Origin of the sequence: Streptomyces sp. NPDC004667 (assembly GCF_040609475.1) — a bacterium.
GTDB lineage: Bacteria > Actinomycetota > Actinomycetes > Streptomycetales > Streptomycetaceae > Streptomyces.
Window position 1 is genome coordinate 136,500 of record NZ_JBEXKC010000010.1, and the last position, 13,938, is coordinate 150,437.

At 73.6% G+C, this 13,938-nt stretch carries 12 protein-coding genes; 7 read left to right on the forward strand and 5 right to left on the reverse strand.

The annotated features are described in order from the left end of the window. Positions 1–41: 41 nt before the first annotated feature. Positions 42–1,505 (reverse strand): hypothetical protein, encoded by a 1,464-nt coding sequence (locus ABZW32_RS08495; protein ID WP_356213049.1) that lies wholly within the window; start codon positions 1,503–1,505, stop codon positions 42–44. Between the two features lie 396 nt (positions 1,506–1,901). Beyond that, positions 1,902–2,156: a MoaD/ThiS family protein gene (locus ABZW32_RS08500; RefSeq protein WP_030718384.1), complete on the reverse strand. Its 255-nt coding sequence runs from the start codon at positions 2,154–2,156 to the stop codon at positions 1,902–1,904. Positions 2,157–2,638: 482 nt separating this feature from the next. Here ABZW32_RS08500 and ABZW32_RS08505 point away from each other — a divergent pair, with 482 nt between their 5' ends. The 5 genes from ABZW32_RS08505 to ABZW32_RS08525 all read left to right on the forward strand — a co-directional run bounded on the left by ABZW32_RS08505 (position 2,639) and on the right by ABZW32_RS08525 (position 8,314). Beyond that, positions 2,639–3,490 carry a response regulator transcription factor gene (locus ABZW32_RS08505; protein WP_356212984.1) on the forward strand — a complete coding sequence of 284 codons (852 nt, stop codon included), beginning with the start codon at positions 2,639–2,641 and terminating at the stop codon, positions 3,488–3,490. Between the two features lie 24 nt (positions 3,491–3,514). After that, positions 3,515–4,537: a LacI family DNA-binding transcriptional regulator gene (locus tag ABZW32_RS08510; RefSeq protein WP_356212986.1), complete on the forward strand. Its 1,023-nt coding sequence runs from the start codon at positions 3,515–3,517 to the stop codon at positions 4,535–4,537. A gap of 123 nt (positions 4,538–4,660) precedes the next feature. Further along, positions 4,661–5,929 (forward strand): trypsin-like peptidase domain-containing protein, encoded by a 1,269-nt coding sequence (locus tag ABZW32_RS08515; RefSeq protein WP_356212989.1) that lies wholly within the window; start codon positions 4,661–4,663, stop codon positions 5,927–5,929. Between the two features lie 217 nt (positions 5,930–6,146). Then, positions 6,147–6,881 carry a response regulator transcription factor gene (locus ABZW32_RS08520; protein WP_356212991.1) on the forward strand — a complete coding sequence of 245 codons (735 nt, stop codon included), beginning with the start codon at positions 6,147–6,149 and terminating at the stop codon, positions 6,879–6,881. Beyond that, positions 6,878–8,314, forward strand: coding sequence for a HAMP domain-containing sensor histidine kinase (locus ABZW32_RS08525; RefSeq protein WP_356212993.1), 1,437 nt, complete (start codon positions 6,878–6,880; stop codon positions 8,312–8,314). The genes ABZW32_RS08520 and ABZW32_RS08525 overlap by 4 nt, the downstream gene beginning before the upstream one ends. Here ABZW32_RS08525 and ABZW32_RS08530 read toward each other — a convergent pair. Continuing rightward, positions 8,294–9,172: a phosphatidylinositol-specific phospholipase C gene (locus ABZW32_RS08530; RefSeq protein WP_356212996.1), complete on the reverse strand. Its 879-nt coding sequence runs from the start codon at positions 9,170–9,172 to the stop codon at positions 8,294–8,296. The genes ABZW32_RS08525 and ABZW32_RS08530 overlap by 21 nt on opposite strands. A 67-nt stretch (positions 9,173–9,239) precedes the next feature. Continuing rightward, the gene (locus tag ABZW32_RS08535; protein ID WP_356212999.1) at positions 9,240–9,827 is read right to left on the reverse strand and encodes a helix-turn-helix domain-containing protein; all 588 of its coding nucleotides are present in this window, start codon (positions 9,825–9,827) and stop codon (positions 9,240–9,242) included. A gap of 134 nt (positions 9,828–9,961) precedes the next feature. On the opposite strand from ABZW32_RS08535, the gene ABZW32_RS08540 reads away from it, so the two are divergent. Then, a complete protein-coding gene (locus tag ABZW32_RS08540; protein WP_356213002.1) occupies positions 9,962–10,741 on the forward strand; it encodes an alpha/beta hydrolase in 780 nt (259 codons plus the stop codon). Positions 10,742–10,843: 102 nt separating this feature from the next. Here the strand turns inward: ABZW32_RS08540 and ABZW32_RS08545 are convergent, their stop codons facing one another. After that, positions 10,844–12,658, reverse strand: coding sequence for a bifunctional metallophosphatase/5'-nucleotidase (locus ABZW32_RS08545; protein ID WP_356213005.1), 1,815 nt, complete (start codon positions 12,656–12,658; stop codon positions 10,844–10,846). A gap of 207 nt (positions 12,659–12,865) precedes the next feature. On the opposite strand from ABZW32_RS08545, the gene mshD reads away from it, so the two are divergent. Beyond that, positions 12,866–13,795 (forward strand): mycothiol synthase, encoded by a 930-nt coding sequence (gene mshD / locus ABZW32_RS08550; RefSeq protein WP_356213007.1) that lies wholly within the window; start codon positions 12,866–12,868, stop codon positions 13,793–13,795. Positions 13,796–13,938: the final 143 nt, after the last annotated feature.

The window sequence follows — 13,938 nt, forward strand, 5'->3', positions numbered from 1 at the left end:
ACGTGCGTTCTAGTGGACCATGGTCCGCCGTCGGAACCCCGTCAGCCCACCACCCGGCCCAGCAGGTAGACGGCGGGCGCGGCCACCGCCAGCGGCAGCGCGACACCGGCCGTCATGTGGACGAACTTCGACGGGTAGTCGTACGCGGCCACGCGCAGACCCACCAGCGCGCAGACCCCGGCGGCCAGGCCGAGCAGCGCCCCGCCCGCCCCGATGCCGGTCAGTCCGCCCACCGCGATGCCCGCACCGGCCGCGGCGGCCAGCGAGACGCCGACGGAGGGCGCGGTCGGCAGCGGCAGGGCCCGAGCGAACACGGCGACGGCTACGGCGGCGGCGCCGACGCTCACCGCCTCCCCCTCGGAGGCCAGGAAGCCGGCGCACACGATGGCCAGGGCGGCGGAGGCCACCGAGGCCATCAGCCCGTACATCCGCTCGTCGGGGTCCGCGTGGCTGCGCAGCTGGAGCACCAGCGTGAGCAGCACCCAGGCCCCGAGGGTGCCGATGATCGCGCCGGGGCCGTACGGCTCGTCCACCGCGAGCACCGCGCCGTCCGCGACCACGGCCCCGGCGAAGGCGAGGGCGATGCCCTGGCGGGCCGGCCACATGCCGTTGAGGCGGAACCAGCCGGCCGCGGTGAGGCCCTGGAGGGCGATCAGCGGCAGGAGCAGGGCGTACGGGCCCAGCCAGGCGGCACCGGCCAGCAGCAGGCCGAGGGCGGCGGTCAGTACGGCCGACTGCGGACCGGGGTCGATGATCGGCGACCGGCCCTCTGCGCGGGCCTGGGCCGGGTCGACGGCGCGCAGGGTGTTCCCGCCGAGGGTGGGCGGGGAGTACTCGGCGCCGGGGCCGCCGGGCCCGGACGCGGGGGCGGGAGCGGGGGCCTGCGGGGGCGCGGCGGCGGCGGGCACGGGCGGCAGGTACGCCGTCCGCTCGGCCGCCGCGTCGGGGGCGGGCTGCTGGGGCGGCAGGTACGCCGTCCGCTCGGTGTCCCAGGCCTGCGGCTGCGGCTGCGGCGCCCGGTCCCGGACGGGGGGCAGGTACGCGGTCTGCTCGGCGGCGGAGTCCCGCACGGGCGGCAGGTAGGCCGTCTCGGCGGCGGCGTCGGCCCCGACGCCCGGACCGCCCGGACCGCCCGGACCGCCCAGACCTCCGGTCCACGGCGCCCGCGGCGCGGCGGGCTCCCGCACGGGCGGCAGGTACGCCGTCTCGGCGGCGGCGTCCGCCCCCGGACCAGCCGGCCAGGGCGCGGCGGCGGGCTCCCGTACCGGCGGGAGGTACGCCGTCTCGGCGGCGGCGTCGGGCGCCGGAGCCTGCTGCTGCCACGGCTCGGCCCGCCGCCGGTCCGGCGCGGCGTGCCGGCCGTGGGCCTGGGCCTGCGGGGCCTGGGCCTGCGGGGCCTCGTCGCGGAACCAGCCCTCGGGCGCCACCTGCTGCGGCTGCCCCTGGGGCTGCTGGAACTGCTGAGGCTGCTGCGGCTGCTGGAACTGCTGGGGCTGCTGCTGCACCGGCGGCAGGTAGGCGGTCTGCTCGGCGGCACCGCCACCGGCACCCGCGCCGGCCCCCGTGGCGTCCGGCCACGGTACGGCGCCGGACGGAGCGGCCCACTGCTGCTGCTGCGCGGGCGGGCCCTGTGGGGCGGCCTGCGGCGCGGCCGGGGCCTCGTCGCGGAACCAGCCCTCGGGCGCCACCGGCTGCCCGGGCACGGAGCCCAGCGGCGGCTGCACAGGCTGCTGGACCGGCTGCTGGACCGGCTGCTGGACCGGCTGCTGGACCGGCTGCGGCACAGGCTGCTGGACCGGCTGGTAGCTGGTGTCCCAGGTGACGGACTGCCAGGTCTGGGTCCCGTACGGGTCCTCCTGCGCGGCCCGCTGCTGTTCTTCGGGAGTGCTCATGGTCTCCGCTCACCCGCCCGCGAACGGCGGGAGCACCTCTACGGTGCCCCCCTCGGTCAGCAGGACGGCATCGTGCGGGCGCTTGCCCACCGGCTCGTCGTTCACGAGGAAGGAGCAGCGCAGGAGCACCCGGGTCAGCTCCCCGGGATGGCGTTCCCGCACTGCGTCGAGCGCCTCGGCCAGGGTGCGCGCCGAGTACGGCTCCTCCGCCGTCTTGGCTGCGGCTTTCGCCGCCGCCCAGTAGCGGATGGTTCCGGTTGCCACTGCAGCTCCTATCGTGGTCGGCTCCGTCGGCTCTCTACCGTCGGCCTCCATGATGACCCCTCCGGGTCACCACCCCGGCGTGCGCCAGCGCGCCCCGTGTGCGCCCGGGGATCCCTCCGGGGGTCCACCGATCCGGTGAAACCAGGGCATACGCAGGGGGAAGGCGTGGCAGGAACCACAGAATGCGGTGCACGGCAGCCCTCGGCCCCGCAAGGGAGGGTGGGCTATTCTGGCGGCGTAGAGGATCCGGGCAACGTAGCCCCCGGGTCCTTTTGTGCTTTCAGCGCGTTGAACGAACCGAGAACAGTGGTATCCATCCGGACCCCAGGGCGCGGGGGCCGGGCCGGACGCCAGGCCAGTCGTACGAATACGAAGCAGTACCACGCACGTCCTCGACGGGACCGAGGAGGAACCGACGTGATGGACCAGCGAACCGTGCACCCGCACGTGCACGACCACCCGACGCGGGCAGGTGGTCGGGCATGAGTTCTCTCCTGCTGCTGACCAATGCCCTCCAGCCGTCGACCGAGGTGCTGCCCGCACTCGGCCTGCTGCTGCACAACGTCCGGGTCGCCCCGGCCGAGGGTCCGGCCCTGGTGGACACCCCGGGCGCCGACGTGATCCTCGTGGACGGCCGCCGCGACCTGCCGCAGGTGCGGTCGCTGTGCCAGCTGCTGAGGTCCACCGGACCGGGCTGCCCCCTGATCCTCGTCGTGACCGAGGGCGGCCTCGCGGCCGTCACCGCCGACTGGGGCATCGACGACGTCCTGCTCGACACCGCCGGACCGGCCGAGGTCGAGGCGCGGCTGCGGCTGGCCACCGGCCGCCAGCAGCTGGGCTCGGACGACTCCCCGATGGAGATCCGCAACGGCGACCTGTCGGTCGACGAGGCGACGTACAGCGCGAAGCTGAAGGGCCGGGTCCTGGACCTGACCTTCAAGGAGTTCGAGCTGCTGAAGTACCTCGCCCAGCACCCGGGCCGGGTCTTCACCCGGGCCCAGCTCCTCCAGGAGGTGTGGGGCTACGACTACTTCGGCGGGACCCGGACGGTCGACGTGCACGTACGGCGGCTGCGCGCGAAGCTCGGCCCCGAGCACGAGTCGCTGATCGGCACGGTCCGCAACGTCGGCTACCGCTTCGTCACGCCGGAGAAGGTGGAACGGGCGGCGGCGGAGGCGGCCGAGCGGGCAGCGGCGAAGCAGGCGGCGGCGCAGCAGGCGGCGAAGGAGGCGGCGTCGGCCCCGTCGCCGGGCGGCGACCGGGCCGCGACGGCCTCCCGGACGGCGGAATCCCCTGTGACCATCCACTCGGCAGGACGCCCTGCCCAGAGGTAGGTCACCCCGCGTAGACTGCCGCGCGTGGCCAAGGTGACGCGGGATGACGTTGCACGACTTGCGGGTACGTCTACCGCCGTCGTGAGCTACGTCATCAACAACGGACCCCGGCCGGTTGCCCCGGCCACGCGCGAGCGTGTCCTCGCCGCGATCAAGGACCTGGGCTACCGCCCGGACCGGGTCGCACAGGCGATGGCGTCACGGCGTACCGACCTCATAGGCATGATCGTCCCGGACGCCCGCCAGCCGTTCTTCGCGGAGATGGCGCACGCGGTCGAGCAGGCCGCCGCCGAGCGCGGGAAGATGGTCCTGGTCGGGAACTCCGACTACCGCGACGAGCGCGAGGTCCACTACCTGCGGGCCTTCCTCGGCATGCGGGTGTCGGGCCTGATCCTGGTCAGCCAGGGCATGAGCGAGCGCGCCGCCTCGGAGATCGAGGCGTGGGACGCCCGCATCGTGCTGCTGCACGAGCGGCCCGAGGCGATCGACGACGTCGCGGTGGTCACGGACGACATCGGCGGGGCCCAGCTCGCCACCCGGCACCTGCTGGAACACGGGCACGAGTACGTCGCCTGCATCGGCGGGGTCGAGAACACCCCGTCCGTCGGCGACCCGGTCGCCGACCACGTCGAGGGCTGGCGCCGGGCCATGCTCGAAGCGGGCCGTTCGGTGGAGGGCCGGCTCATCGAGGCCCCGTACAACCGCTACGACGCCTACACGGTCGCCCTGGAGGTCCTGGCCCGGCCCGACCGGCCGACCGCGATCTTCTGCGCCACGGACGACCAGGCCATCGGCGTGCTCCGGGCCGCCCGCGAGCTGCGCATCGACGTCCCCGAGCAGCTGGCCGTGGCCGGCTTCGACGACGTCAAGGAGGCGGCGCTGACGGACCCGCCGCTGACCACGATCGCCTCGGACCGCCCGGCGATGGCCCGCGCGGCGGTGGACCTCGTCCTGGACGACGCCCTGCGCGTGGCGGGCTCCCGCCGCGAGCGCCTCAAGCAGTTCCCCTCGGCCCTGGTCGTCCGCCGCTCCTGCGGCTGTCGCTGACCGCGGCGGGCACCCGGCCGGTCGCGCCGGGGCCCGCCTCCTTATATCGGGCATACACGGTTCTGTCGGGCTTCTCAGCCGGGACTCAGGAAGCTCTCATGATCCGGCGGGACAGTCGGAGACATGACCGACAGCTTCCGCCGCGAAGGCGAGTACCCGCAGGAGAACCGGCCGGCCCAGAACCCGCCCTTCGGCGAGGACTGGCAGCGCGGCCGCGACCGGTTGGCACAGGACACCGGGGCCGGGGCGTACCCGCCGCCGCCCGCGTACCCGCCGGCCGCGCCGGTACCGGCGCCCGGCTGGCACGAGGCGCACCAGCCCCCCGTGATCCAGGGCGAGACCGTCCCGGCCGGCGGCGACGGCCACGGGGGCAACGGCGGCCACGGGGGCAACGGCTGGGCCGCCTGGGGCTCCGCCGCCCCGGCCGCTCCCAGCGCCCCCGCCCACGCGGCCCGCGCCAAGCGCCCCGTCGCGCTGCTCGCCGCCGTCGCCCTCGCGGCGGCCGTGGTCGGCGGCGGGACGGCCGCCGCCGTCCAGCAGTTCCTCGCCCAGAACGGCTCCTCCGGCGGAGGCTTCAGCGGCACCAACGTCTCCCAGTCCAGCAACGGCACCGTCTCGGGCGTCGCCGAGCAGGTCAGCCCCTCCGTGGTGCGGATCGACACCCGCACCGGCTCGGGCCAGGGCACCGGCTCCGGCATCGTGATCACCGCCGACGGCGAGATCGTCACCAACAACCACGTCGTCAGCGGCGCCTCCGAGATCCAGGTGACGATGAGCGACGGCAAGAAGTACGCCGCCAAGACCGTCGGCACCGACCCGGACAAGGACCTGGCGCTGATCAAGCTCCAGGGTGCGAGCGGCCTCAAGCCCGCCAAGCTCGGCAACTCCGACCAGCTGCGCGTCGGCGACCAGGTCGTGGCCATCGGCTCCCCCGACCGCCTCACCGGCACCGTGACCAGCGGCATCGTCTCGGCCCTGGACCGGGACGTGAACGTACCGAAGTCGGAGCAGCAGCAGTCCCCGCAGCGCGGCCAGGGCGGGCAGGGCGGCGGCTGGCCGTTCTCCTACGACGGGCAGCAGTTCAACGGGGACACCGGCGCGAACACCACCTCGTACAAGGCCATCCAGACGGACGCCTCCCTCAACCCGGGTAACTCCGGCGGCGCCCTCGTCAACCTGAACGGCGAGATCGTGGGCATGCCCTCCGCGATCTACTCCCCCTCCGCCGACAGCTCCTCCGCGGGCAGCGTCGGCCTCGGCTTCGCCATCCCGGTCAACACGATCAAGGCCGACCTCGACGGCCTCCGCAAGGGCGGCACGGGCGGCTCCGGCAACTCCGGCAACGGCTCCGACGGCTCGGGCAGCGGGCGCTCCGGCACCTCCTGGTTCTGACGGGCTCCGCCCCCGCCACCGCCCCCGCCACCGGCCCCGCGCCCGGTACGGCACCCGCCCCCGGGCGCAGCCGCACCGGGCCGCGGCGCTCCCGTGCGACGCTGGGGGCAGACCTCCGCGGGACGGATCCCGCGCGTCCGCCGCCCGCGGCCCGGGCCACCGCCCGGGCCGCGGGCACCGCCACGACCACCACGACCACCACCCAGGGGACCCGCCGATGAACGCCGCCGAAGGCGAACCGCAGCGCATCCTCGTCGTCGACGACGAGCCGGCCGTCCGTGAGGCCCTGCGCCGCAGCCTCGCCTTCGAGGGCTACGGGACCCGGACGGCGGTCGACGGGCTCGACGCCCTCGACCAGGCGGCCACGTACGCCCCGGACCTGATCGTCCTGGACATCCAGATGCCCCGGATGGACGGCCTGACCGCGGCCCGCCGGCTGCGCGCGTCCGGCAGCGTCACCCCGATCCTGATGCTGACCGCCCGCGACACCGTCGGCGACCGCGTCACCGGCCTCGACGCGGGCGCCGACGACTACCTCGTCAAGCCCTTCGAGCTGGACGAGCTCTTCGCCCGCGTCCGCGCCCTGCTGCGCCGCAGCTCCTACGCCGCCCCCTCCGCCGCCCCGGAGAGCCCCGCCGACGTCCTGTCCTTCGGCGACCTGCGCATGGACCTCACCACCCGCGAGGTCACCCGGGGCCACCGCGCCGTCGAACTGACCCGGACCGAGTTCACCCTGCTGGAGATGTTCCTCGCGCACCCGCGCCAGGTCCTGACCCGCGAGCAGATCCTCAAGACCGTGTGGGGCTTCGACTTCGAGCCCAGCTCCAACTCCCTGGACGTGTACGTGATGTACCTGCGCCGCAAGACCGAGGCCGGTGGCGAGCCCCGCCTCGTCCACACCGTGCGCGGGGTCGGCTACGTCCTGCGCGCCGGCGAGGGCGGCCCCGAGTGAGCCCGGCCGCCAGATTCCGCGCGCTGCCGCTGCGCTCGCGGCTCGCGCTGCTGGTGGCGGTCGCCGTGGCGGTGGCGGTGGCGGCCGTCGCCGCCGTCGCCTGGGTGATGGTGCGCACCCAACTGCGCGACCAGCTCGACCGCTCCCTGATGTCGACGAACGTCAGCGCGCAGGTGGCGCGGACCCTGCGGGAGGGCTGCGTCGTCCAGCCGCCCAAGCCCACGCAGCAGATCGCCGGGAACCTGAACGCGACCGTGCAGATCGTCCTGTCCGACGGCACCCGCTGCTGGGTGGGCGGGCAGCCCGACCTGCCCGTGACCGGCACCGACCGGCAGGTGGCGGCGGACGTGGAGGCCAAGCCCGTCCTGCACGACGTGACCACCCCCGACGGCGTCGACATGCGCGTCTACACCCTCCAGGCCAACCCGGCCGGGCCCGCCTTCGGCGTCTCCATCGCCAAGCCGCTGGGCGACGTGGAGAAGCCCCTGTCCACGCTGGCCTGGGTGCTGCTGCTGGTCAGCGGCGTCGGAGTGGTCGGCGCCGGGGCGGCCGGGCTGTGGGTGGCCCGAACGGGGCTTCGGCCGGTGGACGAACTGACCGGCGCCGTCGAGCACATCGCCCGGACCGAGGACCTGACCGTACGGATCCCCGACGAGGGGGACGACGAGATCGCCCGCCTGTCCCGCTCCTTCAACTCCATGACGGCGGCCCTGGCCTCCTCCCAGGAACGCCAGGCCCAGCTGATCGCCGACGCCGGCCACGAGCTGCGGACCCCGCTGACCTCCCTGCGCACCAACATCGAGCTGCTCGCCCGCAGCGAGGAGACCGGCCGGGCCATCCCGCCGGAGGACCGCCGCGAGCTGCTGGCCTCCGTGAAGGCGCAGATGACGGAGCTGGCCGCGCTGATCGGGGACCTCCAGGAGCTCTCCCGCCCGGACGCGGCCCCGCACGCCCCGCTCGGGGTGGTGGCCCTGCACGAGACCGCCGCCGCCGCACTGTCCCGGGTCCGGCTGCGCGGCCCCGAGCTGGTCTTCACCTCCGAGCTGGAGCCCTGGTACGTACGGGGCGAGGCGGCGGCGCTGGAGCGGGCCGTGGTCAACGTCCTCGACAACGCCGTGAAGTTCAGCCCGCCGGGCGCGGCCGTCGAGGTCTCCCTGCGCGCGGGCGAGCTGACGGTGCGCGACCACGGACCGGGCATCCCGGCCGAGGACCTCCCGTACGTCTTCGAGCGGTTCTGGCGCTCCCCGTCGGCCCGCGCGCTGCCCGGCAGCGGGCTGGGCCTGTCCATCGTGGCCCGTACGGTCCAGCGGGCGGGCGGCACCGCCGTGCTGCGCGCCGCGGCCGACGGGGGCCGGGGCACGGAGGCGGTGCTGCGCCTGCCGGGCGCCCCGACGCCGCCGCCGTCGACGGCGTCAGTTGTGCCGGATCAGTGATTCGACCAGGCCGGAGCGGGTATTGGGGAAGTCCATCGGGACGATGCCGAGGCCGGTGCGGCCGGCCAGTTCGCCGCCGTCGACGAAGGAGTGGACCTGCGGGTTGAGCCGGTCGGAGTTCCAGCGCGGGGGCATGTAGGCGGCGGTGCTGACGTAGTTCACGAACAGCTTCCCGGGCTGCTGGACGGCCTTGCGGAACTGGTTCTCGATCCGGCCGCGCTTGGCGAAGGGCTCGGTGTTGTAGTCGTCCTGGACGTCGAAGACGTTGCCGTCGGCGTAGCGCAGGCCGGGCAGGCCGCCGTTGTCGGCGAGGAGCACCACCTTGCCGCGGGCCTGGCCCAGCGATGCGGGCAGGGCGTCGGCGATGCGGAAGAGCGGGCGCCAGCCGCGGTGGTCGAGGTAGTCGTCGAACACGGCGCGGAAGGTGGCGTCGCTCTCCTCCGAGTACTCCTGCTTGACGCGCATCAGGACGGTCTCGGAGGGGTGCGCGGCGAGGAAGTTCCAGCAGGCGACCAGGACGTCCCCGAACATCAGGTCCTGGAAGAAGGCCGCGTGGTGGATGGCGAAGGAGCCGCCCGTCACCCGGCAGCGGACGTCCAGGAACCGGATCCCGGAGTCCAGCTGCTGGGCGATCGAGGTGTTCTGGCAGGCGACGTAGAGCCCGCCCTTGGTGGCGCCCGAGTCGTGGGTGCCGGGGATGGTCATCCGCTGGAGCGGAGTGGAGTCGGCGAGGCCGGCCATCCAGTCCTGGGTACCGAGGGTTCTCGCGGAGGCGGGAGCCGCCGCCCCGAGTCCGGTGAGTGCCGCGGCGCCCACCGCCGTCGCTCCGGTCAGAAACGCACGCCTGTGCAGTGCCATGCCCGCCCCTTCGCCGCTCCGTTGTCCTTGCCGGGACGGGATTATGGCGTGCGCGGACCGGCCTTCACTACCCGTCGGTAGACACTGATTCCTCGAGCAGCTCCACCATCCGGCGCAGCCCGCGGACGAGTTCCCGCCCGGTCGGCGCCTGCTCCGGATCGGTCAGGGCCTGCACCATCACCCCGCTGAGCAGCGCGATGTGCACCGACCCGAGGGCCCGTACGTCCTCCTGCGCGACCTCCTCCTCGGACACCCCGGCCAGTTGCGCGGCGACCATGCGCCGGGACCGGCGCTGCCCCTCGGCCAGCACGGCGAGCAGCTCGGGCGAGGACTGGGCGTGCACGAAGGCCTCGATGTTCGCGAGCCAGAGCCAGCGCATGTCGAGGAAGTCGCGGCTCTTGCGGTCCCAGGTGTCGGCGTAGCGCTCCTCGGGGGTCGCGCCCTGCCCGGCGAGCCGGCCCGATCCGGCGGCCCACTCGTCGAGGGCCGCGAACAGCGCCTGGTTGAGCAGGGCCTCGCGCGATCCGAAGTGGTAGCCGATCGCGGCCATGCTCACGTGCGCCGCCGAGGCGATGTCGCGCACGGTCGTGCGCGCGTACCCCTTCTCCTCCAGGCAGCGGCGCGCTCCGGCCAGCAGGTCCTCGCGATTTCCCATGCCGGGATCGTATCCGCGCCAGATTTTTGGGCGCTCGCCCAAGACAAGCGTATTGCGCACTTGCCCAAGTCCTGGCAGGGTTGATCCCGTCACCACGGGAAACGCACGCAGGACACACAGGGGAGAGCGGAACCATGCGCCACACGCTGACGATCGACGACCGCACGCTGTCGTACCTGGACTTCGGCGGCCCGGGCCGCCCGCTGCTCGCCCTGCACGGGGGCATGTCCGAGGGCCTCGCCTTCGCCGGCCTCGCCGAGACCCTGGGCGACGCGTGGCGGGTCATCGCCCCCGACCAGCGCGGCCACGGCGACTCCGACCGGGCCCCCGACTACAGCCGCGCCGGATACGTCGCCGACGCCGTCGCCCTCCTCGACCACCTCGGACTCGACGCCCCCGTCGCCCTCCTCGGCTACTCCCTCGGCGGGCTCAACGCCGTCCACCTGGCCGCCGCCCACCCCGACCGGATCTCGGCGCTCGTCGACATCGAGGCCTCCGTCGAGATCAACCCCGCCGACGGCGGGTGGATGGACTTCCTGAAGGGCATGCGGTACTCCGCCCCCACCCGGGAGGAACTCCTCGCCGCGGCCGGCCCGATCGGCTCCCAGTTCGTCGCCCAGGCGCTGCGCCCGCTCCCCGACGGGGGCTGGCGGCTGCCCTTCCACCCCCAGGACATGCTCGACTCCGTCGAGTCCTGCCGCGGCGACCACTGGGACGCCTGGCTCGGGAGCGCGTGCCCGGCCGTACTGGTCCACGGCGTCCGCAGCACCTCGCTCCCGCAGGCACAGGCCGACGCGATGGCCTCCCGGCGTCCGGGAACCTCGTACACGCCCCTGGACGGGGACCACTTCGTGCCCTTCACCGACCCGGAGGGCTTCCACGGGGCCGTCGCCAAGTTCCTCGCGACGCTGTAGCCGGCGGGTGCGGCCGGCGGGTGCGGCCGGCGCGCCGCGAAACACCGGAGGGGCGGCGGGCCGAAAGGCCCACCGCCCCTCCGGGCGTGCTGTACGCGGGTGTTACTTGACGACCGTGATCCGGTCCGCCGCCGGCGGGGCGATCGGGGCCGCGGCCGAGGACTTCCCCAGGAGGTTGTTGAAGGCCTCCAGGTCGGGGATGCCGACCAGCTTGTTCTTGTGCTCCTTCAGGACGGTGAAACCGTCACCGCCGCCCGCGAGGAACTCGTTCATCGCGACCCGGTAGGTCTTGGCGGGGTCGATCGCCGCGCCGTTCAGCCGCACCGAGTCCACGACGATCCGGTCCGCGCCCGACTTCGTCATGTCCAGGGTGTACGTGAAGCCCTTCGACACCTGAAGGATCTTCGGGTTCGGGCCGTTGACCGTACCGCTGACCTGCTGCTGGAGCGCGGTGATCAGCTGCGCGCCCGTCAGGTCCACCACGTTCATCAGGTTGTTGAACGGCTGGACCGTGTACGACTCGCCGTACGTCACCACGCCGTCACCCTCGGCGCCCGCGGCCTTGTACGCCAGGTCGGCACGGATGCCGCCCGGGTTCATGATGGCCAGCTGCGCGCCGCCCCGGTCGGCCGGGGACGTGGCGTCCAGCTGCGCGTCGGCGATCAGGTCACCGAGCGGCTTCTCCGGCGCCTCGGAGCCGCGGCCCGCGATGTCGGCGGAGATGTAGCCCATCGGACGGCTCGCGACCGGGGCCGCCAGCGCGTTCCAGCGGGTGATCAGCTCGGTCATGTCCGGGGCCTTGGGCAGGTCCCGGGTGACGACCTTGTTGACCGGCTTCGGCGACTTGACCGGCGTACGGACGATGTCCTTGGTCTGCCGGTCGTAGGTCAGCGTGGTGTCGGTGAACAGCCGGCCGTACGAGGCGGCCGAGGTGACCGTGCGCGGGTTGCCCGCCGGGTCCGGGATGTTGCAGGAGTACGCCTGGTGCGTGTGGCCGGTCACCAGCGCGTCGACCTTCGGGTCGACGTTCTTGGCGATGTCGACGATGGCACCCGAGATGCCGGCGCCCGCGCCCGGGACGTCACAGTCGTAGTTGTACGCGCCGCTCGCGGGCAGACCGCCCTCGTGGATCAGCGCGACGATCGACTTCACGCCCTGCTTGTTCAGCTCGGCCGCGTACTTGTTGATCGTCTCGACCTCGTCGCCGAACTTGAGGCCCTTGACCCCGTCGGCGGTCACGACGTCGGGGGTGCCCTCCAGGGTGACGCCGATGAAGCCGATCTTCACGTCCCCCTTCTTCCAGATGAAGGTCGGCGACATCAGCGGACGCTTGGTCTTCTCGTCCGTGACGTTCGCGGCCAGGTACTGGAACTGGGCGCCCGTGTACTCCTTGCCGTACTCGAAGCAGCCGTCGACCGGGTGGCAGCCGCCGTACGCCATGCGGCGCAGCTCGGTCTTGCCCTCGTCGAACTCGTGGTTGCCCACGCTCGTCACGTCGAGCTTCATCTTGTTGAGGGCTTCGACGGTCGGCTCGTCGTGGAAGAGACCGGACAGCATCGGGCTGCCGCCGATCATGTCCCCGGCCGCGGCCGTGACGGAGTACTCGTGGCCCTTGCGGGCATCGCGCAGTGCGGTCGCGAGGTACTCGGCCCCGCCCGCGGGTATCGCCTTGGTGGTGCCGTCTGCCTGACGTTCGGTCACGGTGCCGGAGGAGCCCTGCGGGGGCTCCAGCGTGCCGTGGAAATCGTTGAACGACAGCATCTGTACGTCGACGGTGCGGCCCGGAGCCGTACCGCCGCCACTCGCGGCACCGGCCGGCAGTGCGGCGGCGACCAGCGCCCCGGCCCCGGCCGTGAGGGCGAGGGCGGACAGGGTCAACCGGCGGGCAGTGCGGTGCCGTTGTGGCTTCGCTGACATTTATTCCCCTTTGTGGACAGCGAGACAACTTGGGAGGTCCGCCGCAGCCTATGGTCAACGCGCGTAGCACGACAGGGGGTATCGGGTTGCGAGCTGGTTACGCACAGCCGTCGGCACTCCGGCCGCGCTCGTGTCCGCGTCCAGGAACCCACGGGGCCCGGACCTGCGGAAGGCCCCAACCCCGGGCGGCGGTCGTAGGCTCAGAGCATGACTGACGCAGCAGCGGCCCTGGAGCCGGGACGGCACATCGAGATCCTCGACGAGCTGACGGAGGAACAGGCCGCATCCGTACTGGACCTCATCCACGAAGCGGCCCGCACCGACGGCACCACCGCCGTCTCCGAACAGGGCCGCCTGCAGCTGCGCGGCGGCCCGCGCGAGGGGATCCGCCACTTCCTCCTGACCGACGCCGGCCGGCTCGCCGGATACGGGCAACTGGAGGACACCGACCCGGTGGAGGCCCCCGCCGCCGAGCTCGTCGTGCACCCCGCGCTGCGCGGGCGCGGCCACGGCCGGGCCCTGGGCTCCGCCCTGCTGCACGCCTCCGGCAAGCGGATCCGGGTGTGGGCGCACGGCGGCAAGTCCGCCGCCCGGCACCTGGCGCAGGTCCTGGGCCTGACCCTCTTCCGCGAACTGCGTCAGCTGCGCCGCCCCCTGGGCCCCGGGGCGGCGGGCCTGCCCGAGGCCGCCCTCCCGCCCGGCGTGAGCGTGCGCACCTTCGTCCCCGGCGAGGACGACACCGCCTGGCTCGCCGCCAACGCCGCCGCCTTCGCCCACCACCCGGAGCAGGGCTCGCTCACGCAGCGCGACCTGGACGACCGCATGGCTCAGCCGTGGTTCGACGCGAAGGGCTTCTTCCTGGCGGAGCGGGAGGGCGAGCTGATCGGCTTCCACTGGACGAAGGTCCACGCGGAGGAACAGCTCGGCGAGGTCTACGTGGTCGGCGTCCGCCCCGGCGCACAGGGCGGCGGCCTCGGCAAGGCCCTGACCGCGATCGGCCTCCACCACCTGGCCGCGTCGGGCCTGCCCACGGCGATGCTCTACGTCGACGCCGACAACCCGGCGGCCCTGGCGGTCTACGAAGGCCTCGGCTTCACGACGCACGAGGTGGACCTCATGTACCGCACGGAGAGCTGAGGGGGCGGTCGGTCGGGGTCGGGGGTGGCGGGACTCGACCTGGCCCGAATCAGGGAGGGTATGGGGGTTTCCCGTCAGTCTCACTGTCCTTCCGTGTCGGGCCGGGCTGTCAAGGGCGCTCCCTTCGGTCGCGTCGCTTCGCG

Coding starts and splice junctions, on each gene's coding strand:
- ABZW32_RS08545 (WP_356213005.1), bottom strand. CDS start 12,658: ATGTCAGCGAAGCCACAACGGCACCGCACTGCCCGCCGGTTGACCCTG.
- ABZW32_RS08520 (WP_356212991.1), top strand. CDS start 6,147: ATGAACGCCGCCGAAGGCGAACCGCAGCGCATCCTCGTCGTCGACGAC.
- ABZW32_RS08530 (WP_356212996.1), bottom strand. CDS start 9,172: ATGGCACTGCACAGGCGTGCGTTTCTGACCGGAGCGACGGCGGTGGGC.
- ABZW32_RS08515 (WP_356212989.1), top strand. CDS start 4,661: ATGACCGACAGCTTCCGCCGCGAAGGCGAGTACCCGCAGGAGAACCGG.
- mshD (WP_356213007.1), top strand. CDS start 12,866: ATGACTGACGCAGCAGCGGCCCTGGAGCCGGGACGGCACATCGAGATC.
- ABZW32_RS08540 (WP_356213002.1), top strand. CDS start 9,962: ATGCGCCACACGCTGACGATCGACGACCGCACGCTGTCGTACCTGGAC.
- ABZW32_RS08505 (WP_356212984.1), top strand. CDS start 2,639: ATGAGTTCTCTCCTGCTGCTGACCAATGCCCTCCAGCCGTCGACCGAG.
- ABZW32_RS08535 (WP_356212999.1), bottom strand. CDS start 9,827: ATGGGAAATCGCGAGGACCTGCTGGCCGGAGCGCGCCGCTGCCTGGAG.